A 23,486-nucleotide genomic window follows, 5' to 3' on the forward strand; every position below is an offset into this window, starting at 1 on the left:
GGTGGGTGCCGCCGCGGGCCGGCCTGCGGCGGTCGGCGGTTCCCGGTGGTGTCCGGGCCAAGCGTGGTGGGCCTGTTCCGGGCGGGTGGGCAGGTCGGGGCAGGCTGTCGGGATTGCGGCGATCACTGGCCGGAATCCCCTCGCCGCCATGTTCGAATGGTTTGTTGCGGGTTTCCCCGTCCCCGCCGGGAGCCCTTCTCGCGGATTTCCGACCCGGCCGGGAAACGGATTCTCCGGGGCGCGGCGGAAACGTCGACCGGGCGGAGCGGGCCGGGTCGGGCAGGCGGACGGGTTCGGTCCGAAGTGGGCGTGCGTCCGACCCGAAGGAAGGACCGTCCGATCAACTGCTTACAATCTGCGCCATGACCATCCAGCGGGGCCCGCACGCGCGCGGGGACGACGAGCAGCCGCCGCCCGGGCACCGGGCGAGCGGCGAGCGGCGTCGGCTGGCCGTGCTCTGGGGCGTCGTCGCGGTGCTCGCGGCCGGCGGGGTCTGGGTGGTGGCCACCCCGCACCACCGGGGCGCGGCGTCCGGGGCGCCCAGCGGCGACAAGCCCACGGCCCAGGCGGCCGGGGCGGGCCAGCCGGTGGAGCCGCTGACGGAGTCTCAGTCCTTCCTGGCCGAGCGGTACTTCCCGGCCCAGCGCGGCTACGACTACGACAACTACCGGGCCCGCCGCTCGACCGCCCGGGAGGGCGCCGAGTGCCGGGGCGTGCAGAACGACAAGGCCCGCGACCTGCTGGCCGAACTCGGCTGCCAGGGCTGGCTGGGCGTCGCGCTCACCCGCAGCGACCAGCCGGTGGCCTCCAGCGTCACGGTGCTGCGCTTCCTCGACGAGGGGGCGGCGGCGCGGGCCCTGCCGACCGTCCGGGACAAGGCCGCGGACTTCGAGTTCACCTACCCGGAGGGGATGTTCGCCCCCGCAGCGAACGTCCGGCCGATGTCGGCGACCCGGGTCGAACTGGTCGGCCACCACATCACGCTCACCGTCTCGCGCTACCTCGACCAGCGGGTCGGAGAGAAGCCCGACGACCTGCTCACCGCCAGCAGCCGGTCCGCCGCCGCCGTGGCCGGCCAGCCGTTCATGTGGATGTAGGGCCGTACCGCCCGGACGCCGCCCGCCCGCGCCGCCCGGCGGCCGTCGCCCGCAGCAGCGCCCCGGCCGCCAGCGCCAGCACCGCCGCCAGCCCGAACACCGCCGCCGCCCCGAACGGCAGCGCCACCCCGCCCAGCACGCTGCCCGCGCCGATGCCCAGGTAGATGCCGGACGCGTTCAGCGACACCAGCAGCGCCCCCTGTTCGGGCGCCGCCGCCAGCAGGCGCAACTGCTGCGGCGGGGTCTGGCACCAACTGCTCGCGCCCCACAGGAACGCCAGCGCCCCGACCACCGCCGCCCCCGCCCGCACCGGCCCGGCCGCCAGGCCCGCCAACACCGCGAACGCCGCCGCCATCGCCGCGTACCCGGCCGTCAGCACCCGCACCGGCCCGCGCCGGTCGGCGAACCGTCCCGCCAGCAGGTTCCCGGCCACCGCGCCCGCCCCGTACAGCACCAGCGCCACCACCACCGCCGTCCGCCCCGCGACCCCGACGGCGGCCAGCACCGGCACGCTGTACGCGTACGGGACGTAGCAGGCGGCCATCCCGAGCACCGTCAGCGGCAGCACCGCGAGCACCCCCGGGCGGCGCAGCGCCGCCAGCCGGGCGCGCAGCGGGACGGGCTCGGTGCCCGGCAGCGGCGGCAGCGCCAGGCGCACCGCGAGCGCGCACAGCGCGGTCAGCGCCGCGACCGCCCCCAGCGCGGCCCGCCAGCCCAGCCCGACGGCGGCCACCCGTCCCAGCGGCACGCCCAGCGCGGTGGCCGCCGTCAGCCCGCCGATCACCACCGCCAGCGCCCGCCCGCGCCGTTCGGGGCGCACCAGCGCCGCCGCGCTCGCCCCCGCCGTCGGCGTGAACGCCGCCGCCCCGAGCGCCGCGAGCAGCCGGCCCGCCAGCAGCGCCGGGTAGGTCGGGGCGAGCGCGGTGAGCGCGTTGGCGGCGGCCAGCAGCACCAGCGCGCCGACCAGCAGGGCCCGCCGGGGCACCCGGGCGGTGGCCACCGCGAGCAGCGGCGAGGCGAGCGCGTAGCAGGCGGCGAACAGGCTCACCGACTGCCCGGCGGCCGAGGTCGACACGTGCAGCGCGGAGGCCGTCGCGGGCAGGAACCCGGCGGTGACGAAGGCGTCGGTGCCGACCGCGAAGGTGCCCAGGGCGAGCACGGCGGCGAGACCGAGACCGGCCCCGGTGGGGGGCGGGGCCGGGGCGGTGGGGGGTGGTGCCTTGAGCGCGTCGGTCACGGGGAGCCCTCCTCGGAGGCAGGCGCGGGCCGCTGTTCCGGACATTCGGTGTCCTGAATCATTCGGGACACACTGTATCCAGAATTGGCGGACGGGGAAGGGGGGTTCCGGCGGGTGGGCGCTCAGCCGGTGGCGGCGGCGGTGCCGGCCAGGCGGGCGTGGTTGGCGCGGACCCGGGCCACCGAGGCGGCCGGGGTGGCCGCCGCCAGGTCGGCGACGCTCTGCCCGGAGAGCTCGCGCCGCCAGGCCAGTTCGGCGCGCCGCATCGCGGTGGAGACGCCGCACGGGCGGGCGAACTCGCGGGCGGACGCGCCCGTCGCGGAGACGCCCCGCTGCCGGATCTCGACGCAGGCGAACAGCGGGTCCGGGCCCTCCACGGCGGCCACCACGTCCATCATGCTGATCCGCTCCGGCTCCCGGGCCAGCCGCACGCCCCCGCGCGGCCCGGAGACGGACGTCAACACCCCGGCCCGGGTCAGCCGTTGCAGCACCTTGTTCAGGTACGTCGGCGACAGCTCGAACATCGCCGCCAGCCGCGCCGAGGGCACCGGCTCCGCCCCGCCCACCCAGACCAGGGTGAGGCAGCAGTGCAGGGCCCACTCCACGCCTTCGCTCGTCCGCATATTCCGGATGGTAGCTATCCGGAACCCGGCCGCGCCAGCACGGACCGGTGCCCCGGGGGCGTCCGTACCGTCGGCGCGGCAGCGGCGCGCGGATCAGCCGTCGAGGTGCTGCTGGACGCGGCGGGAGGGGGAGAAGACGTACAGGTCGAGGATGGCGGGCAGCGGGGCCAGGCCCGGGCCGCCCGCCTCGATCCAGGCGGTGATGTCGGCCCCGGCGTCGCGGTCGTTGACCAGGCCGAGCCAGACCGGCCGGCCACCGGCCCGGCGGCCCGCCGCGGAGGGCTGGACGACCACCACGTTGGCGTGGTCGCAGGCGTCCAGGCAGGCCACCGGGCGGACGGTGGCGACCTCGGCCAAGGCGCCGCGTAGGTCGGCGAGTTGGGCGGCGTGGTCGAGGCCGGGGATCTTCGGGGTGCCGCAGCAGCACCCCCGGCAGACCGAGACGGTGCAGCGGGCGGGCGCACCCTGCGCGCCGACGGCGGCGGCCTTCTCGCGGGCCCGGCGGCTCATCGCAGGACCCCCGCGGCGGCCCGTCCGGTGACGGCCCGCCAGGCGACCGGCCGCCCGGCGGCGGCGGTTCCGGCGGCCCGGTCCCACGCGGCGTCGCGCAGCAGGCGCAGGCCGTTCAACCCGACCAGGACGGTGGAGCCCTCGTGGCCCAGCACGCCCAGCGGCAGCGGCAGGGTGCCGACCAGGTCCCACACCACCAGCACGGCGATGAACGCGGCGGCCAGCACCAGGTTCTGCACCACCATCGAACGGGCCCGCCGGGACAGCGCCACCACCGCCGGGACGGCGGCGAGTTCGTCCCGGACGACCACCGCGTCCGCGCTCTCCAGGGCGAGGTCCGACCCGGTCCGGCCCATCGCGACGCCGCTGTGCGCGGCCGCCAGCGCCGGCGCGTCGTTGACGCCGTCGCCCACCATCAGCACCCGCCGTCCGGCGGTCTCCAGTTCCTGCACGGCGGCGACTTTATCCTGCGGCAGCAACCCGGCCCGCACCCCGGTGACCCCGGCCTCCGCCGCCGCCCGCCGCGCCGCGCGCGGATTGTCGCCGGTGAGCAGCACCGGAGCCGCCCCGGTCAGGGCGCCCAGCGCGGCCACGGCCGCCGCCGCGTCCGGCCGCACCCGGTCGGCGGCGCCCAGCACGCCCACCGCCGCGCCGTCGCGCGAGACCAGCACGGCCGTCCGGCCCGCCTCCTCCAACTCCGCGACGAACGAAAGGGGTTCGATCGGGGCGGTGACGGCGACGGACCGTCCGGCGACGGTGGCGGTGACACCGACGCCCGGGGTGGAGGCGAAGTCCGCGGCGTCGGCCAGGGTGAGGCCGCGGGCCCGGGCGGCGGCCACCACGGCGCGGGCCAGCGGGTGCTCGCTGGGCTGCTCGGCCGCCGCCGCCAGGGCGAGCAGCCCGTCCGGGTCCAGGCCGGAACCGGGCAGCGGGCGGACGTCGGTGACGTGCGGCGCGCCCTCGGTCAGCGTGCCGGTCTTGTCGAGCGCTACGGCGTCCACCCGGCCCAGGCGCTCCATCACCACCGCGGACTTCACCAGGACGCCGTGCCGCCCGGCGTTGGCGACCGCCGACAGCAGCGGCGGCATGGTCGCCAGCACCACCGCGCACGGCGAGGCCACGATCATGAACGTCATCGCGCGCAGCAGCGCGTCGGTGAACGCCGCGCCGGCCAGCAGCGGCACGGCGAACACCGCCAGCGTGGCGGCCACCATGCCCAGCGAGTAGCGCTGCTCGATCCGCTCGACGAACAGCTGCGTCGGCGCCTTGGTCTCCGACGCCTCCTCGACCAGTTCCACGATCCGGGCGACCACCGAGTCGCCGGCCTCCCGCCCGACCCGCACCCGCAGCGCGCCGGTGCCGTTCAGCGTCCCGGCGAACACCTCGTCACCCGCCCGCTTGGCGGCCGGCAGCGGCTCGCCGGTGATGCCCGCCTGGTCGACCTCGCTCGCCCCGTCCAGCACCAGGCCGTCCGCGCCGATCCGCTCGCCGGGACGCACCAGCACCACGTCCCCGACCGCCAACTCCTCGACCGGGACGGTCCGTTCGGTGCCGTCCTCGGACAGCCGGGCCGCGGTGGCGGGCGCCAGGCCGAGCAGGCCGCGCACCGAGTCGGCGGTGCGGGCGGTGGCCAGTGCCTCCAGCGCGCCGGAGGTCGCGAAGATGACGATCAGCAGCGCGCCGTCCGTCACCTGCCCGACCGCCGCCGCGCCCAGCGCCGCCACCACCATCAGCAGGTCGACGTCCAGCGTCCTCCCGCGCAGCGCCCGCAGCCCCGCCCGGCCGGGCTCCCAGCCGCCGCACCCGTAGGCGAGCGCGTACGGCGGGCCCCAGGCCCAGGCCGGCGCCCCGGCCAGGTGCAGCGGCAGGGCGAGCAGGAACAGCAGCAGCGCGGCGGCGGCCCACCGGGCCTCCGGCAGCGCGAGGAGCCGGGTGCGCCGGGCGTCCCGGGCGGGCGGGGCGGGTGGGGCGTTCCGGAGGTTCGGGGTGTCGGTGGAAGGCATGGCGGCGGGAGTCCTCGGGCGTGGGCGGGAGCGGGCGTGGGCGGGAGCGGGCGTGGACCCGGCCACCATACATGAACACATGAAGGATCGTTCATGTGTGCGCTGTACGATGGTCGCCATGGGTCATGGAGCTTCCCCCGCCACGAGCGCCGTCCCGCGCACCCCGCTGGACGCCGACAGCGCCGCCCGGGTCGCCACCACCCTCCAGGCCCTGGCCACGCCCTCCCGGCTGCTGATCCTCTCCCGCCTGCGCGAGGGCCCCTGCGCCGCCACCGAACTGGCCCACGCCGTCGGCATGGAGCAGTCCGCCTGCTCGCACCAACTGCGCCTGCTGCGCAACCTCGGACTGGTGGTCGGACGGCGCAACGGCCGCTCCGTGGTCTACGAGCTGTACGACAACCACGTCGCCGAACTCCTCGACCAGGCCGTCTACCACATCGAGCACCTGCGCCTGGGCCTCAGCGACGCCGAACCCGACCACCCCGACCCGCGGTAGCGCGTGGCGGCCCGTGGCGGCGCGCAGCCCGCGGCCGTTTCAGGCCGGTGCGGTCCGGGAGCGGCGCAGGCAGAACTCGTTGCCCTCCGGGTCTCCCAACACACAGAACTGGATGTTCTGGAGTGTGAGAGATGGCAGCGGCGTCTGTGCTGGTCAGAGGCTCGGAAGCGGACAGCGGGCGACCCTTGCTCCCCATGTGGGGTATGGAAGACGCACGCAACCCACTGTCCGGCACCGTATTCACCGAGACGCTTCGGGGTGTCCGGTGCATCCGGCTGTCCGTCCTGACGGACGAGACCACCAGCCCCGAACGGCAGCGGGAAGCCTGCGACCACGTAGCCAGAGAGCTGCGGGTCACCTTCGGCGCGGGTGACGCGCTGCGCGAAGCGGTGGACCTTGACGTCAGTGCATCCAAGACCAGCCCTTGGGAGCGCCCGCAGCTCCTACGCTGGCTCAGCAACCCGCAGGCGTATGACGCTCTGGTGTTCTGGCGGTTCGACCGCGCCATCCGGTCCATGGGGCACATGTACGCCCTCGCCAACTGGGCGCGCGAGCACCGGAAGGTACTGATCTTCGCCGAGGGGCTGGGCGGGGGTCGGCAGGTGTTCGACTTCCGCAACCCCATGGACCCCATGGCGGAACTCCAACTGTTCATGCTCGCTTTCGCCGCACAGTTCGAGTCGCAGTCCATCAGCGACCGCGTCAGCGGCGCGCAGGCCGCCATGCGCAGGATGCCGCTTCGCTGGCGCGGCGGTGGCCGTCCGCCGTACGGCTACATGCCCGCGCCCATGCCCGAGGAGTTCGGCGGCAAGGGCTGGACACTGGTGCCCGATCCGGACGCCGTGGCGGTCATCGAGCGCATTGTCCGTGAGCTGCTGGAGGGTGCCACGGTGTCCGGCATCGCTGCGGGGCTCAACGCCGATGGAGTGCTCAGCCCGCGTGACTACTGGGCCGACAGGATGGGCCGCGAGCGGGGCGGCAAGACCGGCGGGACCAAGGGTCAGCACGTCGTCCGGGAGACGTTCCAGTGGACCCCTGCGGTCGTTACCCGGATGCTCCGCAACGAGGTCCTGTTGAGCTGGAAGATGCACAACGGCGTGCCCGTGCGCGACGACCAGGGCAACCCGGTCATGTGCAGCGAGACACCGATTCTCACCCGCGAGGAGTTCGACCAGATCGGCGCCGTTCTGGACGAGCGCAGCATCAACAACGGCGAGCGGTCCGACACGGAAGCGCTGTTGCTGCGGGTTATCCACTGTGATTCGTGCGGCGGGCGCATATACTTGAACCGGCAGGAGAGCAAGAAGAATCAGGCGCCTGTCTACAAGTGCAACCACCACGCCCGGGGCGACAAGTGCGAAGCGCCCGCGAACATCCGTGGGGACTGGGCGGACGAGTACGTGATAGCCGAGTTCCTGCGCCTGGTCGGGGGAATTCAGACCAGGACAACCATGGTGGTACCTGGGTACGACCCCGAGCCGGAATTGAACGCGATCGTGGCCGAGTTCACCGCGCACCTGAAAATCCAGGGACAGCAGAAGTCCAAGCACGCCGCGCAGGAGTGGCAGAAGCGGCATGACGCGCTGGACAGCCGCATAGCCGACTTGGAGTCCCGCGAGAAGACCGAGCCGCAGCGCATCACCACAGCGACCGGGCGCACCTTCGCCGACGACTGGACGGCTGCCGATACGGCCGAGCGGCGCGGCATGCTCGTTGACGCCGGAGTCCGCCTGAACGTCCGCCGGGGCACCCGTGGCGGGTGGCGCACGCTCGACACACGGCGGGTGGACTTCACCATGAGCGGCGAACTCGACCCCGCCGCCGAGGAACTGTTGGCGGTCGCCCTCGGCATTGAGTCCGAAGCCAGGGCCGAGATGTTGCGCGCAGCCGCGTGACGGCCCCATAGAGCCCTGCACAGCCCTGGTTGGTCCCCGCGGACCGGCCGGGGCTTTCTGCTGCCCGCAGACGGGCGCCTGTGGCCTCGGCCCGCCGGCTCGGGCCCGGGGCCTACAGCGGTGGTGGTGGGTGGTGGTTAGTACCTATTTTTTTGAACACATAGAAAAAACTAAGAGAAAACAGAAGAAGGACCACTTTCGCCACCTCGCCACCGAAGGCGGGAAACCTCCGCCCTCCACTATGACGAGGGAAGGGCGGCGACTGCACGGCGCCGTAAGACGTCCGGCAACGCTTGCTCCCCATTACGTACAGAGGCCGTAACAATCCACGGCCATGAAGGACGGAGAACACTATGAGTGACACCCCGCACCGGGCCAGCTACCTGGACGGCCCTCGGGACAAGGATGCGATCCGCGCTGCCGAGTGGCAGCGAGACGAGCGCATGGAGAAGCTGGCCGCCCTCCGGGACGCGAACCCCGAGGTGTACGACCGCATGAGCACCACTGCCCGCATGTCCCTTGGCTACTACGAGAACGCGAAGAAGATCGCAGCCCAGTACGGGCGCGACACCACGAAGGGTGACAACTGACATGAGCGCCGAGATCGAGAAGGCCGCCGAGCGGGTCGCCAAGCTGCAAGCGCAGATCGATAAGGTTTCCGGCCCGCTGGCCGATGCCGAGGCACAGTTGCGCGCCGCCGAGGACGCCGAGAAGGCCCGCCGAGCCGAGCGAGAGATCGAGTACAGCCGCGACTTCGCTAGGAACTGGTCGGAGCGGGCCAGTGAGGCAGCGAACTCCGGCGACGAAGCCCGCGAGCGGTTCTATGACGCGCTGTCGGCAGAGCCCTGGTTCGCGGCGTATGTCGAGTACCGGGCCGCCCGATACAAGCGAGGGCACGTCATGGACGAAGCACAGCGCGCACAGCGGACCATCGGTGAAGTCGTCACCGTGCCCGAGCAGCGGTATTACGCGGCGCAGATTCTCGATAAAATCGTTGATCGCCTTGAGAAGGAGTCGGCACAGCTTGCCGACGAATTCAGTCAGGATCTCGTGAGTCAGCGTGAGGCATACGTTGCTGCGCGGGGCTGACGAGGCTACCGAAACGGCGGTACGGCATGGCCGTTGACGCACTCGACCCCGGGTCGGACGGAACCTATCCGCACTTTCCTCGGGACACGCAGGGTCGGCCCGTCTGGTCGGACGCACCAACTGGGCTGCCAGTAGCCAGCGGTGGGGCGCCGATGCCGCGCGGAGTCCAGCGAATGCGCGATCCGAGGTCCGGTCGCGTGCTGGTGGTGGACGTGACCCCGAGACAGCCGGACGGAATTCCGATCAATCCGCCGGCCATCCCACCGAGGGGGCCCGATGCCTCGTAAGCCCCGCCCCTCGTGCCCCGTTCCCGGCTGCCCCGAGCTGACAACTGGTGGACGCTGCAAGGAACATGAGCGTGAGGCAACCAGGAACCGAGCCACGCCGGGCGCCATCGCGTACGGTCCAGGCTGGCCCCGTGCCCGCCGCGCCTACCTGTACGAGAACCCCTGGTGTGTGCTGTGCGGCTCGGTGGCCACGGTCGCGGACCACTTCCCCGAGCCTCGGCGCGTGCTGGTGGCCCGTGGCGTGCCCGATCCGGACGCGTTCCATCGGATGCGGCCGTTGTGCACGCTCTGTCACAACCGGCAGACGGCGAAGCACCAGCCGGGCGGTTGGGCTACGGCGAACGCCAAGCCCGTACGGCGCTGACCAGGGCCGCTACCAGGGGGTACTCCCCTCCCGCGAAAGCACGGCAGGGAGGGAAAAACTCGCGCCGGAGCTGTGGCCGTTCTTGGGGCTCCGAGTGCCATTACAGCGAGTTGGAAAGGAGACTATGGCTGATCGGTACCGCCCCAAGCCAGCGGCAATACGGGCCCGCGAAGGGAACCCGTCCAAGGCTGAGATCAGAGAGGGGGTGATTGTTCCGCGCGCTGTTCTCGCCGAGCCCGATTGGCGAGATCTGTTCAAGGACTCGCCGGCCCCCGAGATCCAAGAAACCAATATCCGCTGTCGAGAAATAGCCTCGGCTGAGTGGCGGCGCGTTGTGCCGATTCTCGAAGTGGCCGCAGGGCTCGGCGAAGTGGACCACTCGACCGTCAAGGACCTGTGTGTCTGTGTGGCCCGCATCGACCAGGCCGAGCGCGACCTGTCCGAGCGTGGACTCATGGTCACGGCCGAGCGCGGGACCGTGAAGAACGGCGCCGCCACCATCGCAGCACAGTACCGCTCCCAACTCGCGCGCTACATTAGGGAATTGGGTCTCTCACCGAGTGCGCGAGTGGCCATTGCCCCGCCGGAGTCAGCAGACGACTCCGATATCTGGGACTGACCGGTCCCACCTTCCGCGAACGCCCCCGTCCCTTCCTCCCTCATCGGGTGGTTGGGGCGGGGGCCTTCTTGCGTTCCCGCTTGCTGCCCTGCCGTCACTCGCCCCTTCCCACGTGCTCGGTTCGAGTCGGTGTTGGCCCGGCAGCGCTGGTCCTACTCTTACCCCATGGCTATGGCTGTCGATCCGGCGCTGTCTGTTGGTCAGCGCATCAAGCTTTTCAGGGAGCGCGCGGGCAAGTCCCGTGCCGTGCTGGCCGGGTTGGTAGGCCGCTCAGAGGGATGGTTGAAGGCAGTTGAGAACGGCCGCCTCCTGCCGCCGAGGCTGCCCATGCTCGTCAAGATCGCAGAACACTTGGGCATCGAAGACCTGTCGGCCCTGACGGGGGACGTGTCGATGCCCCGAGCGTTGTTCTCCGGGGCGGAGCATCCGGCGCTGTCGGTGGTCCGGCGGGCCGTTGACTCGGCGCCGCTGGGCCTGGCAGATGGGCCGGTCCCGAGCGTCAATCACGTTGCGGCTCAGGTGGCTGCGGCTTGGCAAGCTCGGGACTCCCGGGGCGACCACCGTACGGCTCTTGGGGACCTGCTCCCGGCGCTGGTATCGGCTGCCTCGGCCGCCGCATCGCACCCTGACTGCCCGGATCGTCGGCGCGCTGAGGTGCTGTATGCCTCGGCTCTGAATCTTGTCCAGATGTTCGCCGCCTACCAGGGGGATGGAAACCTGGTCTGGCGCGTGGCTGAGCGCTCCTTGGCGACCGCCCGAGCGTCCGGTGATGCCGTCGCCGTTGCGCAGGCTTGTTGGTTCCTGGTGGAGGCGTTCCGGAAGTCTGGGCAATGGGACAGCGCCCAGACGCTCACGGAGGAGGCTCTGCGGCTGCTGGGACCGGCCCGGGGTGATTCTCCGTCGCTTGCTGCGGCATGGGCAGATATGGCGTTCCACGCGGCCATTACGCACGCTCGCGCGGGAGAGTCGGGCGAGGCTTGGGGCTGGTTCGATCGGGCCGAGGAGGTCGCCAGGACCCTGCCGGCTGACTTCTGGCACTCGCCGACCTCCGCGTCTGCACGGGTAGTCCCGGTGCACGCTGTGACAGTCGCTGTCGAGCTGCGACAGGTCGGTACCGCCTTGCGGTGGGCTGACCGGCTGGCACCGGCAGAACTTCCTGCACGGCCGAGGCGGGCACGGCACCTGATCGAGGTCGCACGGGCATACGCCCTGCGGGGCGAACCGGATTGGGTGGCGTCGCTGCTCACCGACGCAGTGGAGGCAGCGCCCGACACCGCCCGGTGGAACCACGAAACCCATGACTTGGTACGGGGCCTGCTGGACGGCCCGCCATCTGTTCGACCCGCCGCCCGTGACCTTGCAACCGCTACCGGGCTTGCCGCCTGACTGATAGTTGGGGGCACAAACTGTGCCTCTCGGCCGCCTTGAGTGCCCGTACCGTCCATGTGACGTGACGGGCATTCAGCGTTTGGAGGCCGAATGAGCAGCATGCCGACCAGGGAACTCCCGTCGGTACTGACGCACACGGACTACCAGGAGACGAACCGGATCGTTACGCGGTTCGGGGGCTGGAAGTTGCGCCCGGATGACCCTCGGGCCGTTCCGGCGCGCTACGTCCTGTCCTGCGTGTCCGAGGACGAGGACGGCACCGTGTGCGGTGAGACGTCCCGGCCGAGTGCCGACGTGGGGGCCGTGGCGGAGTGGGCGCGCACCCACACCTGGCTCAACCAGGACCACCGGTCGTACAGCCTGGACGCTGCCTCGGTCCCGATGGTGCTGGTGCCCGAGGAGGAACCGGCGTGAGCCGCAAGACCCTTGCCGCCTGCGTCCTGGCCGTGGCGGTCGCCCTCGGGCCCGCCGTTCTGGTGGTCGCTCTCGCCAAGCTCGACCCGTACGCCGCGCGTCGGTGGGTCTGGTGGTTCTTCGCCCTGGCGGTCGCCATGCTCGGCATCGTCTACGGCGGGGACTGGGAAACGTGGTGGCGCCGAAGACGTGCCGCCAGGCGGTCCCGGCTGCGGGTCACGGTGCGCCACGTCCGTCCCGGACAGCCGCCGTGACCCTCGCTGCCGAGGTGTCGCCCACGCTGGCCGAGATCGGCGCGGGACGCCTGCCGGAACCGCCCGAGGAGAACGACGGGAACCCGTGGACGGTCGGGGACTGCTGGCTCTACTGCGGGCGCACCTCGGTCCGCGTGCTCTGGCTCGGCCCGGTGACCGCAGCCGGCGGAGTCACGGCCGAGCTGCTCGTCTGCGCCGACTGCATATCGACCCTGCACGGAAGGGAAGTTGCCGCCATGGCCAAGCGGGACAAGTCGGCGACCGAGCGCACCCACCGCGCTCGGCACGCCCGACCCCGGTCGAGATGGGGCACCAGGGTTCGGCAGTAACCCGACCGCTCGACTCCCGGCGTTGCCTGCGCTGCGCCGGGCTGCACAACCCCCGCCCCGGTGACGGGACTTGGACGGCCCGGACGACCGGGGCGGGGCACAGACGGATCACGGTATGGAGCGGAGATGCGCGAGTGCCCCGAGGGCGCCGGACACGAGGTCGAGACGACCACGGAACCGGGTGCCCTGTTGAGCGGCCCCGGCGGGCCGGTCTGGCGGTGTAAGACCTGCGGCCGGTGGGGCGGAGTCCTGACCGGCGAGTGGGCCGAACTGTTCCCCGGCGAACCGGAGTTGTTCCCCCTCGGGTGGACGCGCCCCGGCGAGCCCGTACCGATCCGCAAGGCGTACCCCCTCGGGCGCACGTAGGCACCTCACGAACTCCTGTTCCGGCGGGTGGGAAGGGTCAACGATCCCACCGGAACAGGGCACCAACTCCCCCTCAGGGCACACCAACTCCCATGCCCGGAGTGGGGCACAACACCACCTCGCCTGTCTCTGTCCGGCAACAGGCTTGAGCGGGCAAGGTGGGTTCTTCGCACTTCCGATCAACACCGAAATGTAGGAGGAGAGTTGAGTACCGTTTCTGAACTCGTTCCCGCTGCCCCGTGGGGCATGGTGCGCATGGCGCCGTTGCGCAACGGCGAGCCGTCGCAGTGGCAGTACGCCGGATTGGACCCCGTGACGCAGACCGGTCTGTGGTTCGGCGAGGACGGCGCCATGGGCCCTGCCGAGTTGGGCAAGCACGGCACGTCCGTGAACACCTACCCGACCACCCAACAGGGCAAGGACGGGAAGATGGACAGTGACTCCGGCTCGGACGCGACGCAGGACTAGGGGTAGCGCCATGGACGGACGCCCGGTGCTGGTCTCGACCGAAGTCGATGACCCGACCGCAGATCTGGTCGTAGCGGAGTTGAACCGGCGCCGGGTGCCCGTCCTCCGGTTCGACCCCGGACGGGACTTCCCGACCCGCACCGCGCTGGCCGCTTCGCTCACGGCTGACGGGTGGTCGGGGAGTCTCACAGTGGGTAACCGCACCGCCGATCTCTCCGGCGTTCGCGCCCTCTATCATCGGCGGCCGAGCCCGTACACGCCGGAGAGCGACGGCCAGGCCGACCGGTTCGCCGCGCAGGAGAACCGCTGGGGGCTCAACGGCGTACTCGGCGCGCTCCCGGGCTGTCTCTACCTGAGCCACCCGCAGGCCATCGCGCGTGCCGAGTACAAGCCCGCTCAACTCGCCGTTGCCGCCGGACTCGGGCTGCCGGTTCCGGCAACGCTGATCACCAACAGCCCCGCCGAAGCGAAGCTGTTCGCCACCGCGCAATCCGCGATCTACAAGCCCTTGCACGCCGGGGCCTACCACGTGGACGGTGAGCCCGCCGGTATCTGGGCGGCCCCGGTCGAGCCGGGGGAGATCACTGACGCGGTGGGCAACTGCGCTCATCTGTTTCAGGCGCAGGTGCCGAAGTCCGGCGACGTGCGCGCCGTGGTCGTCGGGGAACAGGTGTTCTGCGCGCTGATCACCGCCCCTCCCGGAGTGCTCGACTGGCGCAGCGCGTACCGGAGCCTGACGTACGAACCCGTGGACTGCCCGGAGCCGGTCCGGGCCGCTCTGCTGCGGTTCCTCGGTGAGTTCGGCTTGCACTTCGGAGCGTTCGACTTCGCCGTGACCCCCGAGGGTGAATGGTGGTTCCTGGAGTGCAACCCGAACGGTCAGTGGGCGTGGCTGGAGCACGCGGCGGGCCTGCCGATCACGTCCGCCATCGCGGACCTTCTGGAGAACGGAGTAACCGGGTGAACGAGTCCGAAGGGCTGCGGGCGGTGCTGGCCGCACAGCTCAAGGAAGCGGGGGTGATCCGTAGCGCCGAGTGGGAAGCGGCGGTGCTGGCCGTCCCGCGTGAGGCGTTCCTGCGGGACGGCTGGTTCGAGTACGACGGCGACGGTTGGTACCGGCCCGTGTCGCTGGAGAAGTCGCCCGAGCTGATCGGCCGCGTGTACGAGGACGACACGTTGGTGACGCAGCTCGCCGGCTGTGTGGTGCCCCGACAGGTCGAGGGCCGGTTGGCGCAGGTGCCCACGTCGTCTTCGACACTGCCCGGCTTGGTGGTCCGGATGCTCGAAGACCTGCGGGTGCAGCCCGGCATGTCCGTTCTGGAGATCGGCACCGGCACCGGCTATTCAACTGCACTGCTGACGCACGTCCTTGGCGACGACCAGGTGACGTCGATCGAGGTGGACGCGGACGTGTCAGCGCGGGCGTCCGTGGCGCTCGGTGGGCTCGGCTACTGGCCCGAGCTGGTGAACGGTGACGGGCTCGCCGGTCACGCCAAGGGTGCACCGTATGACCGGATCATCGCCACGTGCGGGGTCCGGACCGTTCCGGCCGAATGGATCGCACAGACCCGTCCGGGCGGGGAAATCCTGGTAACCGTGGGCGGCTGGATGAACGCCTCAGAGTTGGTGCGGCTCACGGTGGCCGAGGACGGCATGGCAACGGGTCCGGTGCTCGGCGCCGGTGTGTCGTTCATGCTGGCCCGCCCGCACATGCCCCCGCCGCTCGGCATGCTGCCCGCGCTCGACCAGGGCGAGGCCCGCCCGGCGGGCGTCGGCGCTGACCTGCTCGACCAGTGGGCGGCCCGGTTCGTGGCGCAGTTCGCGGCGCCCACGGCGCAGTACTTCGCCATGCCCCGGAACGGACGCACCGAGCACGTGTTGGTGGACGTGGACGGCGGGTCGTGGGCCGTGGTGTTCGAGGACGGGGGCCGCTGGCTGGTCCGGCAGGGCGGTCCGGTCCGACTCTGGGACGCGGTGGCCGAACTGATCACCCGGTGGCGCGTCGCGGGTGAGCCCGTGGGCGAACGGCTGCAGGTGGTGGTCAGCACCGAGGATCAACGGGTCGAGTGGGACCGATCCCAGTAGTTCACCCCACCTGGTAAGCCCATGCACAACGATGCCCCGTGCAGTCTCTCTGACCGTGCGGGGCCTCTTGCATGCGCTGACGTGACGGTAAGATCAGCAGGACTGGTAGTCAGGTGTGTTGGGGTCCGCCAGCACCAGCCGCTCCGTCGTCGCCCCGAGCCGTCGGGCGCCGAGGGCCAGCAGCCGGGCCGTCTCCGCGTCCGGGTCCGGCTCGGGGCCGAGGGGGCTCAGGTCGAGGTGCAGCGGGAGGCGGACCGGTCGGGGGTCACTGGTCGGGCTCAGCACCAGGGCCGGTCGCGGCCCGCCGTAGCCGTCCGCGGCAGGTCCGAGTTCGATGCTCCCGTCCGGTTCCCGGCCCAGTTCGACGTACCCGAGCGCCGCGCCCCAGAACGCGGCCAGCCGCTCCGGGTCCGCGCAGTCCAGTACCAACTCGCCGATGCGGCACGCCATGCCGGGCAGCATATCCACCCGGCCGGACGCGCGGAGCCGGTGCCGCACTCTCGCATCGGCCGGCCCGGTCGGGCCTCGCCGAAGGGGGTGGCGAGGGCGGCGGCCGGGTGTCCGCGGGCGGGGTGACGGCCGGGCAGGAGCACGTCGGCCTGAGCCTCGGTGCCCTCCCTCCCGCCGGGTGCTCCGCGGCCTTCGGACCGCCGGGCGTCGTCACCGGACCCGGCGGCGCCCCCGGCCCCGACTCCACCGCGGGGCGCCACCGGACCGGCCGAGACCGGAAAGCGCCGGGCCACCACCGGGCGGAGCGGCTGCACGGCGGCGGCCCCGGCTGGTACTGCTGCGCGGTACGGGGCGTGCCGGTGCCGATCGGCTGCCCGGTCAGGGGCCGAGGGTGACGGTGAAGCAGGCGCCGCCTTCGGGGCCGTGGCCGCGGACGGTGACGGTGGCACCGAGCCGGTCGGCGAGGCGCTGGGTGATGGCCAGGCCGAGGCCGGTGCCGCCGGGGCGGGTACCGGCGTAGCGGGCGTGCAGGGCGCCGGGTCGGAAGGCGACCTCGAGGTCGTCGTCGGTCAGGCCGGGGCCGCCGTCGCGGACCTGCAGCTCGGCGGCACCGGTCTCGGTCCTGCGCAGGGCCAGCACGACGGGGGCGCCGGGCGGGGAGACCCGCACGGCGTTGCCGATCAGGCCGTCGAGCAGCTGGCGGACCCGGAACCCGTCGGTGACCGCGATCACGGGTCCGCCGGTCCGCTCCACCCGCAGGTGCAGTCCGTCCTGCCGGACCCGCTGGTCCCAGGCTTCGGCGGTCTCGCGGGTGAGGGCGGCCAGGTCGGTGGGTTCGCGGGTGACGGGGAAGTCCTCGGCGTCCAGGCGGGCGAGTTCGAGCAGGTCGGAGACGAAGCGGTCCAGGCGCTTGGTCTCGGTCAGGAGGATCTGGCCGACCTGGGCCTGCTGCCCGGGTTCGACGACGCCGTCGCTGAGGGCCTCGGCGTAGCCCTGGAGCGCGGTGAGGGGGGTGCGGATCTCGTGCGAGACGGAGGTCAGGAAGTCGCGCTGGCGTCGTTCGCTACGTTCCAGGGCGGCGCCCAGGGTGTTCAGGGCCCGGGCGACCTCGCGGGCTTCGGCGGGGCCGTCCGCTTCGCAGTGCAGGCCGCGTTCGCCCGCGGCGAGGCGGTGGGCGACGCCGGCCGCCGCCACCAGGGGGCGGGCGATGCGGCGGGCCAGCAGGGCTCCGGCGAGGGCCGCGCCGATCAGGCCCGCGACCAGGGGGAGCGTCAGACTGCCGCGCATCCGGTTCGCGGCCGCGTCCACCTCGGTGAACGGCTGGGCCAGGACGACGGCGCCGCCGTTGCCCGCCGGGTGCCCCTGGACGAGCACGCGCCGGTCGCCGAGCGAGCCCGTGGTGGAGACGGTCCGTCCGGCGAGCAGCGCGTCCCGGTCGGCCGAGGTGACGGCCCCGGCCGCCGGGCCGTCCACCTGCCCGCCGGGGGCGACGACGGCGACCTGGACCCCGGTGGTACCGGTCAGGCGCTGGGCCTGGTCGAGGAGCAGCACGGACAGGTTGGGGGCCAGGCTCAGTACGGTGGCCTGGCGGGCCAGGCGCTCCCGGTACTGCGACTCGGCGTCGGAGCGGGCGGTCTGCCAGGCCGCGATGCCGGCCAGGAGCACCGCGGTGGCTCCCACCACGGTGGCGAGCAGGACCAGGCTGCCGGTGAGCGACCCCGCCCGCGGGCGCCTCACCGGCGGGGCTCCTGGGCGCTGTAGCCGACCCCGCGCACGGTGCGGATCGGGCTGGCGTCGCCGAGCTTGGCGCGCAGCTGCGAGACGTACACGTCGACGACCCTGCTGTCGCCGTAGTCGGCGCGCCCCCAGACCTGGGCGCGCAGCTGCTCGCGGCTGAAGACCTGGCCCGGCCGGGCGAGCAGGTGGGCGAGCAGGTTGAACTCGGTGGTGGTCAGCTCCAGCGGCTCGCCGTCGCGGAGCGCCGTGCGCCGGGCCGGGTCCAGCCGCAGCCGCCCGGTGCCCAGGACGGCCGGGACCGGCGGGCCGGCGGTGCGGCGCAGCACCGCCTTGAGGCGGGCGACCAGCTCGCGGGGCGAGAACGGTTTGGTGAGGTAGTCGTCGGCGCCGATCTCCAGGCCGAGGATCCGGTCGGCCTCCTCGTCGCGGGCGGTGACCAGGAGGACGGGCGTCCAGTCGTCGGCGGCGCGCAGCCGTCGGCAGAAGTCGGTGCCGTCCAGCCCGGGCAGTCCGATGTCGAGGACGATCGCCACCGGCCGCAGCCGGGCGACGGCGGCCAGCCCGGCCGTGCCGTCGCTCTCGGTGTGGACGCCGAAGCCCTCCCGGCTGAGGTAGAGGCGCTGGAGGTCGGCGATGTGCCGCTCGTCCTCCACCACCAGGACGAGGCCCTTGCTGTGCGTCATCTGTTGGGTGCCACCGCAGTCTCCCGGCGCCGCCGCACCCCTCTCGCGGCGGCACGGCCGGCCGCGGGCGCAACGGCTTCGAACTGCACCGATGCTAACCCGCGGGTCGCCACCGCCCCGCTGAGCGGCGCAATCCTTACACCGCCCGAACACCGGCCGAACCTCCGCCTTGCACCGCGAGGACAGGATGCTCGCGGCCCCGCCGACCGGTGCGGTCAGGACGACCGGCGGTCAGGACGACCGGCGGTCAGGACGAAGGAAGGCAGCCGTGCTCACCGGTTCCAGGTCGCTCGCGCTGGCCGGCGTCGGCCTCGCGGTGCTGCTGGCCGGCGCGGTCCTCGTGCTGCTCGCCCGCACCGGGCGCAGCCCGTCCCCGGGGGACCGCAGAACCGCAGGGCGGCACCTGGACGGCACCGGATCGCCCGCACCGTCCGACACCACGACCACCAGGGCAGGACACCAATGACCATCCGTCCCACACCGACCCGGACCGCCACCGGAGGACGGCTGACCCGCCTGCGCCGCCCGGCCACCCGGGGCGCCCGGGCCACCCGCGCCGCCGTCCTGGCCGTGGCCGCCCTGGCGGCCGTCGCCGGAGGCGGCGAAGCGGTCACCCGGCACGTCCTGGAGAGTCGGATCGCCTCGGGCGTGGAGAAGTCCCTCGACACCCGGGTGACGGTCGACACCGGCGACGGCCCGGCCCTGCTCGCGCTCATCGACCGGCACCTGGGCCGCGTCACGCTCAGCGCCGACGACGCCCGCCTCGGCCCGCTCCCCGGCGCCTCGGTCCGGGTCACGCTCGACGACCTCCACCTGGCCGAGCCCGCGACGGTGTCCGAGGTCCGGGCCGACGTGACGATCCCCGCCGACTCCCTGGCGCGAGCCGTCGGCGACTCGGACCAGGGCGTTCCCGTCAGCGGTGCCCGGACCGACCCCGCCGCAGGCACCCTCCTGCTCTCCGTCGGCCCCAACGGCATGGGCCGGTTGACGCTGAAGCCCGCCCTGGCCGACGGCCGGGTCACCGTCACCGCGACCGAACTGCAGCTCCTCGGCCGGACGGTCACCGGACCCCCGCTCGACCGGATCAACGCCCGGCTGACGGCGCGTCACCGGCAGGCCGACTACCCGCTGTCCCTCGAACCGCTCTCACTCACCGTCACACCGACCGGACTCGCCCTCACCCTGGCGTCCGGCCCCACCACGCTGAAGCACCCGTGAACGAGGAGCCGGCCCCGGCCATGACCCACCCCCCGACCCCACCGTCCACCCGCCGCACCCGCCGCACCCGCCGGCGCCGACGCATCGTCGCCACCGTTGCCGGCCTGACCGCCCTGGTGCTCGGCGCGACGGCCGGCGCCCTGTGGCTGCTGACCGTCAAACTCCTGCACCCCATCGACGACACCCCGCTGAACACCCGCGTCGTCGCGGTGGGAACCGCGACGGTCACCCTGCCCGCCACCGCGGAGAGCCGGGCCGCCGGCACCTACGGCCTGGTCTGGCAGGACAGCGGCTCCGCTCGACAGCACGCGGGAGTCCTCGGCCGCATCACCGCCTCGGACGCCAGGACCGTCACCCGCGAACTCCGGGCGGCCACCCCGCCCGCCGCCGGTGACAAGGCGAAGATCACCGTCACGGTGTGGAACTCCGACCCGAGGCAGGCAGCGGGGCTGGACTACCAGGAGGTCGACTACTCCGGCGACCTGGGCCCGATGCCCGCCTGGTACCTCCCCGGCGCGCGCGACACCTGGGTCATCCAGGTCCACGGCCTCGGCGCCGGCCGCAGTGCGGGCCTGCGGACGATGCCCCGACTCCACGGTCTCGGCTATCCGGTCCTCGACATCACCTACCGCAACGACCCCGGCGCGCCCCGCGACACGAACGGCAACCGGCAGCTCGGCGACACCGAATGGCGCGACCTCGACGCCGCCGTCCGCTACGCCGAGGCCCACGGGGCCTCCGGGGTGGTGCTCTACGGCTTCTCCATGGGCGGTGGCATCGTCGAGAACTACCTGCAGCGCGCCCCCGACACCGGCGCGGTCCGCTCCGTCGTCCTCGACGCACCCGCACTCGACTACGGCGCGGCCATCGACACCATCGCCACCCACCTCGGGATCCCGTTCCCGGTCGCCGACGTCGCAGCCCCCTTCGTCCGACTGCGCGCCGGGGTGGACCTCGACCGGGTCGACACCCTGGCCGCGAACCGGCGCACCGGCGGCCCCGAGCAGCCCGTGCTGCTCTTCCACGGCACCGCCGACACGGTCGTCCCCTACGCCACCAGTGCCCGGTTCGCCCGCGACTGGCCGGACCGGGTCCACCTCGTCACCGTCGCCGGAGCCGTCCACACCGGTGCCTGGAACGCCGACCCCGCCCGGTACGACAGCGAACTCGCCGCCTTCCTCGACCAGCACGGCTGAGCGGCGGCAGGCCCGGAACCGGCGCCGCAGGCGATCCGGCCGCTCTCCCGGCCGCTCTCCCGGTCGTCGCTCCGGGCGAGAGGGCCGGGGGGCGGGGCACCGGGGATCACGCGGGCGGGGCCGGGGTCACAGGGCGGCGAGGAGGGCGGGGAGGTAGGCGTTCGCCTGGCCTTCGGCGGTGGGGTGGAAGGACTGTCCGACCGGCCAGTCCAGGGCGTGCAGCCACGGAGCCGAGTCGCAGAGCTGGTGCCCGGCGAACCGGGCGTTCACCTCCTGGTAGGTGAATCCCGGGTGCTCGGCGGCCGCGGTCCGGATGACGGCGTCGAGGGTGTCGGCCCCCTCGTCGAGCGCCGCGCGCTTCACGCGGTCGATGCCGGGGCAGAGCGGCTCGGCGAGGTCGTAGAACCTGGGGTAGCCGAGGACGACCACGTGGGCGTTGGGGGCGTGGGCCCGGATGGCGCCGTAGGCGGCGTCGAGTTCGCCCGGGAGCTGGGTGCGGGCGGTGTCCTCGGCGGCGGAGACGGCGTCCAGGCAGGTGGCGTCGTCACCGAGCAGGCAACTGGCCAGCACGTTCTTCAGGCCGACGTCGTTGCCGCCGACGGTGATGCTGACCAGCGTGGTCGCGGAGTCGAGCGGGCCGAGCTGGTTGTTGACCACGTCGCTGCTGGTGGCGCCGCCGCAGGCCCGGAAGGCGAAGGTGGCCGGCGAGGCGAGCCGGTCGTAGAGGTAGGGGTAGGCGTTGGTGCTCTGGTTGCAGCTGTTGAGGTAGCTGGTGGCGGATCCGCCTCCGGCGGAGTAGGAGTCGCCGAGGGCGGCGTAGTGGACGGTCCCGGTGCCGGCCCGGGCCGTGGTGGCGCCGAGGGCGGCGGTGGACAGGGTGAGCAGGGCGGCTGCGAGGGCGGCGGTCCTGGTTCGGTGCACGGTGGCCTCCTGGTGGGGCGGGCGCGGGAGCGCCGGAACGTCGCCGTCCGGCGCGGTGGTGCGTCCGGTGACGGTGCGGCGGTCGGTGGCCGTCAGCGGTGCTCTGCCCGGCGGCGGTCGAGTTCGGCCTGGAGGGCCGCGGCGTCGCGGTGGTAGGTGCGGTGGAACAGGCTCGCCAGCAGTCCGTTGGCGAGGACGAGGACGACCAGCAGCCAGAGGAACGCGGCCCGGATGCCGAGGGCGTCGGCGAGGTAGCCGAGGGCCAGGGAGGTCCAGGCCGTGCAGACGAGCTCGGTGGAGAGCATCAGCGCGAAGGCGGCGTTTCGCAGTTCGGGGGCGGTGACGGCGGCGACCAGCGGTCGGTTGATGCCGGGGTTGACGCCCTGGAGGAAGGCGAGCACGGAGAACAGGGCCGCGTGGACGGCGATGTGGTGCCACGCGATCTGGCTGGCGGGGTAGGCGAGGACGCCGTAGGCGAGCAGGGCGGCCTGGAGCAGGACGAGTCGGCCGGTGCGCGGGTGGCGGCGGTGGAGGCGGTCGCTGAGCAGCCCGCCGGCGTAGGTGCCGAGCAGGTAGGCCAGGGAGGCGGGCAGGACCACGGTGGCGGCGAGCGCGTTGCTGTAGCCGAAGCCGTCGACGAGCAGGACCACGCCGGAGACCTGCAGCACGAACTGGCCGTTCGTCAGGCGCTGCAGGAGCAGGACCCGCAGGGTCGGCACGGCGAGGAGCCGCCTGGTCCCGGCTCGGCCGGGCGCGGCGGCGGGCGCGCGTCCGAGCCGGGGTTCGGCGGCGCCGACGCCCGGGTCGCGCAGGAACAGCAGGACCAGGACGCCGATCAGGATCTGGAGGGCGCCGGAGGCGAGGAAGCCGTAGCGCCATCCGTCGTGGACGCGGGTGAGCTGGCCGAGCAGCGGCCCGGCCAGCGCGGTGATCAGCGCGGCGGTGCCGTAGAGCGCGCCGGCGGCCCGGCCGCGGGAGCGGTCGTCGAACAGGTCGACGAGCAGGCCGTTGACCAGCGGGCCGGCGCCCGCGATGCCGGCGGCGCCGACGGCGAACAGCAGCAGCAACTGCCAGAAGTCCTGGGCGAGGCCGGCGGCCGCGGTCCAGACGCCCCAGAAACCGGCGCACAGCGCCAGCAGGGTCCTGCGGGAGACGCGGCGCAGCGCGAGGAGCCACAGCGGACCGGCCACCATGCCGGCGATCCTGGAGACGGCGACCAGCACCCCGAGCGCGGACACGGGCAGTGCGAGAGCGGTGCGCAGCATCGGGAACATCACCGAGGCGATGCCCGCCTCGGTGTTGTCGAACGCGATCAGGGCGGAGAGCAGCGCGAGTTGGCGTCTTCGGGCCGGGGCCGCCGCGGGCTGGTCGGCGGCGCGGGGGGCGAGGGACGGGGCCTGGGTGTTCATCGTGCGGGGCTCCTCGGGCCGGACGGGGGCGGGGTGGGTGCCGGGGTCACCCGGGGCGTGGCACTGGGCGCGCGGTTCGGAAGGGGCCGCCACCGCGGCTGCGGCCCGCCGGTCTGCCGCCGGGCCCGCGTCGGCGGCCTCCGCGGCGCGGGGGCGGGCCGGGGGGCGGGCCCGGTCTCGGTGCCGGCGAGCCGCTGCTCCGACTCCGCGGCGAAGGTCACCGACCCGTCCGCCGGCAGCTGCAGCTGCAGGTGCGGGGTGGTGGGGCGGTGGTAGCCGCGAGGGGTGATGCGCAAGGGGGCTCCTGGGAGACGGGGCTGCGCCGAGCAGGGTTCATATGTTCCTGC

At 73.2% G+C, this 23,486-nt stretch carries 25 protein-coding genes; 16 read left to right on the forward strand and 9 right to left on the reverse strand.

All coding sequences use genetic code 11. The annotated features are described in order from the left end of the window. Positions 1-362: 362 nt before the first annotated feature. A complete protein-coding gene (locus ACIP60_RS16680; protein WP_400684626.1) occupies positions 363-1,097 on the forward strand; it encodes a hypothetical protein in 735 nt (244 codons plus the stop codon). Here ACIP60_RS16680 and ACIP60_RS16685 read toward each other — a convergent pair. The 4 genes from ACIP60_RS16685 to ACIP60_RS16700 all read right to left on the reverse strand — a co-directional run bounded on the left by ACIP60_RS16685 (position 1,084) and on the right by ACIP60_RS16700 (position 5,470). Next, positions 1,084-2,334 (reverse strand): MFS transporter, encoded by a 1,251-nt coding sequence (locus tag ACIP60_RS16685; RefSeq protein ID WP_400684629.1) that lies wholly within the window; start codon positions 2,332-2,334, stop codon positions 1,084-1,086. The two genes, ACIP60_RS16680 and ACIP60_RS16685, sit on opposite strands and share 14 nt — an antisense overlap. 122 nt (positions 2,335-2,456) lie before the next feature. Further along, a complete protein-coding gene (locus tag ACIP60_RS16690; RefSeq protein WP_400684632.1) occupies positions 2,457-2,957 on the reverse strand; it encodes an RrF2 family transcriptional regulator in 501 nt (166 codons plus the stop codon). 93 nt (positions 2,958-3,050) lie between these two features. Continuing rightward, a complete protein-coding gene (locus tag ACIP60_RS16695) occupies positions 3,051-3,467 on the reverse strand; it encodes a (2Fe-2S) ferredoxin domain-containing protein (protein WP_400684634.1) in 417 nt (138 codons plus the stop codon). Beyond that, on the reverse strand, positions 3,464-5,470 hold the full coding sequence (locus ACIP60_RS16700; RefSeq protein WP_400684637.1) for a heavy metal translocating P-type ATPase: 2,007 nt from the start codon (positions 5,468-5,470) through the stop codon (positions 3,464-3,466). Before ACIP60_RS16700 ends, ACIP60_RS16695 begins: the two co-directional genes overlap by 4 nt. A 118-nt stretch (positions 5,471-5,588) precedes the next feature. On the opposite strand from ACIP60_RS16700, the gene ACIP60_RS16705 reads away from it, so the two are divergent. From ACIP60_RS16705 to tgmC, 12 genes are all read left to right on the forward strand, one after another. Then, positions 5,589-5,966: an ArsR/SmtB family transcription factor gene (locus tag ACIP60_RS16705; RefSeq protein WP_400684639.1), complete on the forward strand. Its 378-nt coding sequence runs from the start codon at positions 5,589-5,591 to the stop codon at positions 5,964-5,966. A gap of 203 nt (positions 5,967-6,169) precedes the next feature. Then, a complete protein-coding gene (locus ACIP60_RS16710; RefSeq protein WP_400684642.1) occupies positions 6,170-7,861 on the forward strand; it encodes a recombinase family protein in 1,692 nt (563 codons plus the stop codon). Between the two features lie 353 nt (positions 7,862-8,214). Next, positions 8,215-8,451, forward strand: coding sequence for a hypothetical protein (locus ACIP60_RS16715; protein ID WP_400684645.1), 237 nt, complete (start codon positions 8,215-8,217; stop codon positions 8,449-8,451). A 1-nt stretch (position 8,452) separates the two neighbouring features. Then, complete coding sequence (locus ACIP60_RS16720) at positions 8,453-8,950, forward strand: hypothetical protein (protein ID WP_400684648.1); 498 nt, start codon at positions 8,453-8,455, stop codon at positions 8,948-8,950. Between the two features lie 775 nt (positions 8,951-9,725). Next, the gene (locus ACIP60_RS16725) at positions 9,726-10,220 is read left to right on the forward strand and encodes a phage terminase small subunit P27 family (RefSeq protein WP_400684651.1); all 495 of its coding nucleotides are present in this window, start codon (positions 9,726-9,728) and stop codon (positions 10,218-10,220) included. 165 nt (positions 10,221-10,385) lie between these two features. Next, positions 10,386-11,606, forward strand: coding sequence for a helix-turn-helix domain-containing protein (locus ACIP60_RS16730; protein ID WP_392914291.1), 1,221 nt, complete (start codon positions 10,386-10,388; stop codon positions 11,604-11,606). A 93-nt stretch (positions 11,607-11,699) separates the two neighbouring features. Continuing rightward, entirely contained in the window at positions 11,700-12,023 is a 324-nt protein-coding gene (locus ACIP60_RS16735) for a hypothetical protein (RefSeq protein ID WP_400684655.1), read from the forward strand. Further along, positions 12,020-12,277: a hypothetical protein gene (locus tag ACIP60_RS16740; RefSeq protein WP_111551685.1), complete on the forward strand. Its 258-nt coding sequence runs from the start codon at positions 12,020-12,022 to the stop codon at positions 12,275-12,277. Before ACIP60_RS16735 ends, ACIP60_RS16740 begins: the two co-directional genes overlap by 4 nt. Further along, positions 12,274-12,606 carry a hypothetical protein gene (locus ACIP60_RS16745; protein ID WP_400684658.1) on the forward strand — a complete coding sequence of 111 codons (333 nt, stop codon included), beginning with the start codon at positions 12,274-12,276 and terminating at the stop codon, positions 12,604-12,606. Before ACIP60_RS16740 ends, ACIP60_RS16745 begins: the two co-directional genes overlap by 4 nt. A gap of 570 nt (positions 12,607-13,176) precedes the next feature. Next, on the forward strand, positions 13,177-13,440 hold the full coding sequence (gene tgmA / locus ACIP60_RS16750; protein WP_400684660.1) for a putative ATP-grasp-modified RiPP: 264 nt from the start codon (positions 13,177-13,179) through the stop codon (positions 13,438-13,440). A 10-nt stretch (positions 13,441-13,450) separates the two neighbouring features. Beyond that, positions 13,451-14,404: an ATP-grasp ribosomal peptide maturase gene (gene tgmB, locus ACIP60_RS16755; RefSeq protein ID WP_400684663.1), complete on the forward strand. Its 954-nt coding sequence runs from the start codon at positions 13,451-13,453 to the stop codon at positions 14,402-14,404. Further along, entirely contained in the window at positions 14,401-15,525 is a 1,125-nt protein-coding gene (gene tgmC, locus ACIP60_RS16760) for an ATP-grasp peptide maturase system methyltransferase (protein ID WP_400684666.1), read from the forward strand. Before tgmB ends, tgmC begins: the two co-directional genes overlap by 4 nt. Positions 15,526-15,618: 93 nt before the next feature. On the opposite strand, the gene ACIP60_RS16765 is transcribed toward tgmC, so the two are convergent. The 3 genes from ACIP60_RS16765 to ACIP60_RS16775 all read right to left on the reverse strand — a co-directional run bounded on the left by ACIP60_RS16765 (position 15,619) and on the right by ACIP60_RS16775 (position 18,395). Continuing rightward, positions 15,619-15,975: a VOC family protein gene (locus tag ACIP60_RS16765; RefSeq protein WP_400684669.1), complete on the reverse strand. Its 357-nt coding sequence runs from the start codon at positions 15,973-15,975 to the stop codon at positions 15,619-15,621. A gap of 378 nt (positions 15,976-16,353) precedes the next feature. Then, positions 16,354-17,712 carry a histidine kinase dimerization/phospho-acceptor domain-containing protein gene (locus ACIP60_RS16770; protein ID WP_400684672.1) on the reverse strand — a complete coding sequence of 453 codons (1,359 nt, stop codon included), beginning with the start codon at positions 17,710-17,712 and terminating at the stop codon, positions 16,354-16,356. After that, entirely contained in the window at positions 17,709-18,395 is a 687-nt protein-coding gene (locus tag ACIP60_RS16775) for a response regulator transcription factor (protein ID WP_400684675.1), read from the reverse strand. Before ACIP60_RS16775 ends, ACIP60_RS16770 begins: the two co-directional genes overlap by 4 nt. A 268-nt stretch (positions 18,396-18,663) precedes the next feature. Here ACIP60_RS16775 and ACIP60_RS16780 point away from each other — a divergent pair, with 268 nt between their 5' ends. From ACIP60_RS16780 to ACIP60_RS16790, 3 genes are read left to right on the forward strand one after another with little or no spacing between them, the layout of a single operon-like run. Continuing rightward, positions 18,664-18,861: a hypothetical protein gene (locus tag ACIP60_RS16780; RefSeq protein WP_400684678.1), complete on the forward strand. Its 198-nt coding sequence runs from the start codon at positions 18,664-18,666 to the stop codon at positions 18,859-18,861. Further along, the gene (locus ACIP60_RS16785) at positions 18,858-19,613 is read left to right on the forward strand and encodes a DUF2993 domain-containing protein (RefSeq protein ID WP_400684681.1); all 756 of its coding nucleotides are present in this window, start codon (positions 18,858-18,860) and stop codon (positions 19,611-19,613) included. Before ACIP60_RS16780 ends, ACIP60_RS16785 begins: the two co-directional genes overlap by 4 nt. A 20-nt stretch (positions 19,614-19,633) precedes the next feature. Continuing rightward, complete coding sequence (locus ACIP60_RS16790) at positions 19,634-20,809, forward strand: alpha/beta hydrolase (RefSeq protein ID WP_400684684.1); 1,176 nt, start codon at positions 19,634-19,636, stop codon at positions 20,807-20,809. Positions 20,810-20,935: 126 nt separating this feature from the next. On the opposite strand, the gene ACIP60_RS16795 is transcribed toward ACIP60_RS16790, so the two are convergent. Both ACIP60_RS16795 and ACIP60_RS16800 read right to left on the reverse strand, forming a co-directional pair. Continuing rightward, a complete protein-coding gene (locus ACIP60_RS16795; protein ID WP_400684687.1) occupies positions 20,936-21,730 on the reverse strand; it encodes an SGNH/GDSL hydrolase family protein in 795 nt (264 codons plus the stop codon). Between the two features lie 92 nt (positions 21,731-21,822). Next, complete coding sequence (locus ACIP60_RS16800; RefSeq protein WP_400684689.1) at positions 21,823-23,139, reverse strand: MFS transporter; 1,317 nt, start codon at positions 23,137-23,139, stop codon at positions 21,823-21,825. Positions 23,140-23,486 lie beyond the last annotated feature (347 nt).

This window comes from Kitasatospora sp. NPDC088783 (assembly GCF_044750705.1).
Classification (GTDB): Bacteria; Actinomycetota; Actinomycetes; order Streptomycetales; family Streptomycetaceae; genus Kitasatospora; species Kitasatospora fiedleri.

Coding starts and splice junctions, on each gene's coding strand:
- ACIP60_RS16680 (WP_400684626.1), top strand. CDS start 363: ATGACCATCCAGCGGGGCCCGCACGCGCGCGGGGACGACGAGCAGCCG.
- ACIP60_RS16690 (WP_400684632.1), bottom strand. CDS start 2,957: ATGCGGACGAGCGAAGGCGTGGAGTGGGCCCTGCACTGCTGCCTCACC.
- ACIP60_RS16695 (WP_400684634.1), bottom strand. CDS start 3,467: ATGAGCCGCCGGGCCCGCGAGAAGGCCGCCGCCGTCGGCGCGCAGGGT.
- ACIP60_RS16700 (WP_400684637.1), bottom strand. CDS start 5,470: ATGCCTTCCACCGACACCCCGAACCTCCGGAACGCCCCACCCGCCCCG.
- ACIP60_RS16705 (WP_400684639.1), top strand. CDS start 5,589: ATGGGTCATGGAGCTTCCCCCGCCACGAGCGCCGTCCCGCGCACCCCG.
- ACIP60_RS16710 (WP_400684642.1), top strand. CDS start 6,170: ATGGAAGACGCACGCAACCCACTGTCCGGCACCGTATTCACCGAGACG.
- ACIP60_RS16715 (WP_400684645.1), top strand. CDS start 8,215: ATGAGTGACACCCCGCACCGGGCCAGCTACCTGGACGGCCCTCGGGAC.
- ACIP60_RS16720 (WP_400684648.1), top strand. CDS start 8,453: ATGAGCGCCGAGATCGAGAAGGCCGCCGAGCGGGTCGCCAAGCTGCAA.
- ACIP60_RS16725 (WP_400684651.1), top strand. CDS start 9,726: ATGGCTGATCGGTACCGCCCCAAGCCAGCGGCAATACGGGCCCGCGAA.
- ACIP60_RS16730 (WP_392914291.1), top strand. CDS start 10,386: ATGGCTATGGCTGTCGATCCGGCGCTGTCTGTTGGTCAGCGCATCAAG.
- ACIP60_RS16735 (WP_400684655.1), top strand. CDS start 11,700: ATGAGCAGCATGCCGACCAGGGAACTCCCGTCGGTACTGACGCACACG.
- tgmB (WP_400684663.1), top strand. CDS start 13,451: ATGGACGGACGCCCGGTGCTGGTCTCGACCGAAGTCGATGACCCGACC.
- ACIP60_RS16765 (WP_400684669.1), bottom strand. CDS start 15,975: ATGGCGTGCCGCATCGGCGAGTTGGTACTGGACTGCGCGGACCCGGAG.
- ACIP60_RS16775 (WP_400684675.1), bottom strand. CDS start 18,395: ATGACGCACAGCAAGGGCCTCGTCCTGGTGGTGGAGGACGAGCGGCAC.
- ACIP60_RS16785 (WP_400684681.1), top strand. CDS start 18,858: ATGACCATCCGTCCCACACCGACCCGGACCGCCACCGGAGGACGGCTG.
- ACIP60_RS16790 (WP_400684684.1), top strand. CDS start 19,634: ATGACCCACCCCCCGACCCCACCGTCCACCCGCCGCACCCGCCGCACC.
- ACIP60_RS16800 (WP_400684689.1), bottom strand. CDS start 23,139: ATGAACACCCAGGCCCCGTCCCTCGCCCCCCGCGCCGCCGACCAGCCC.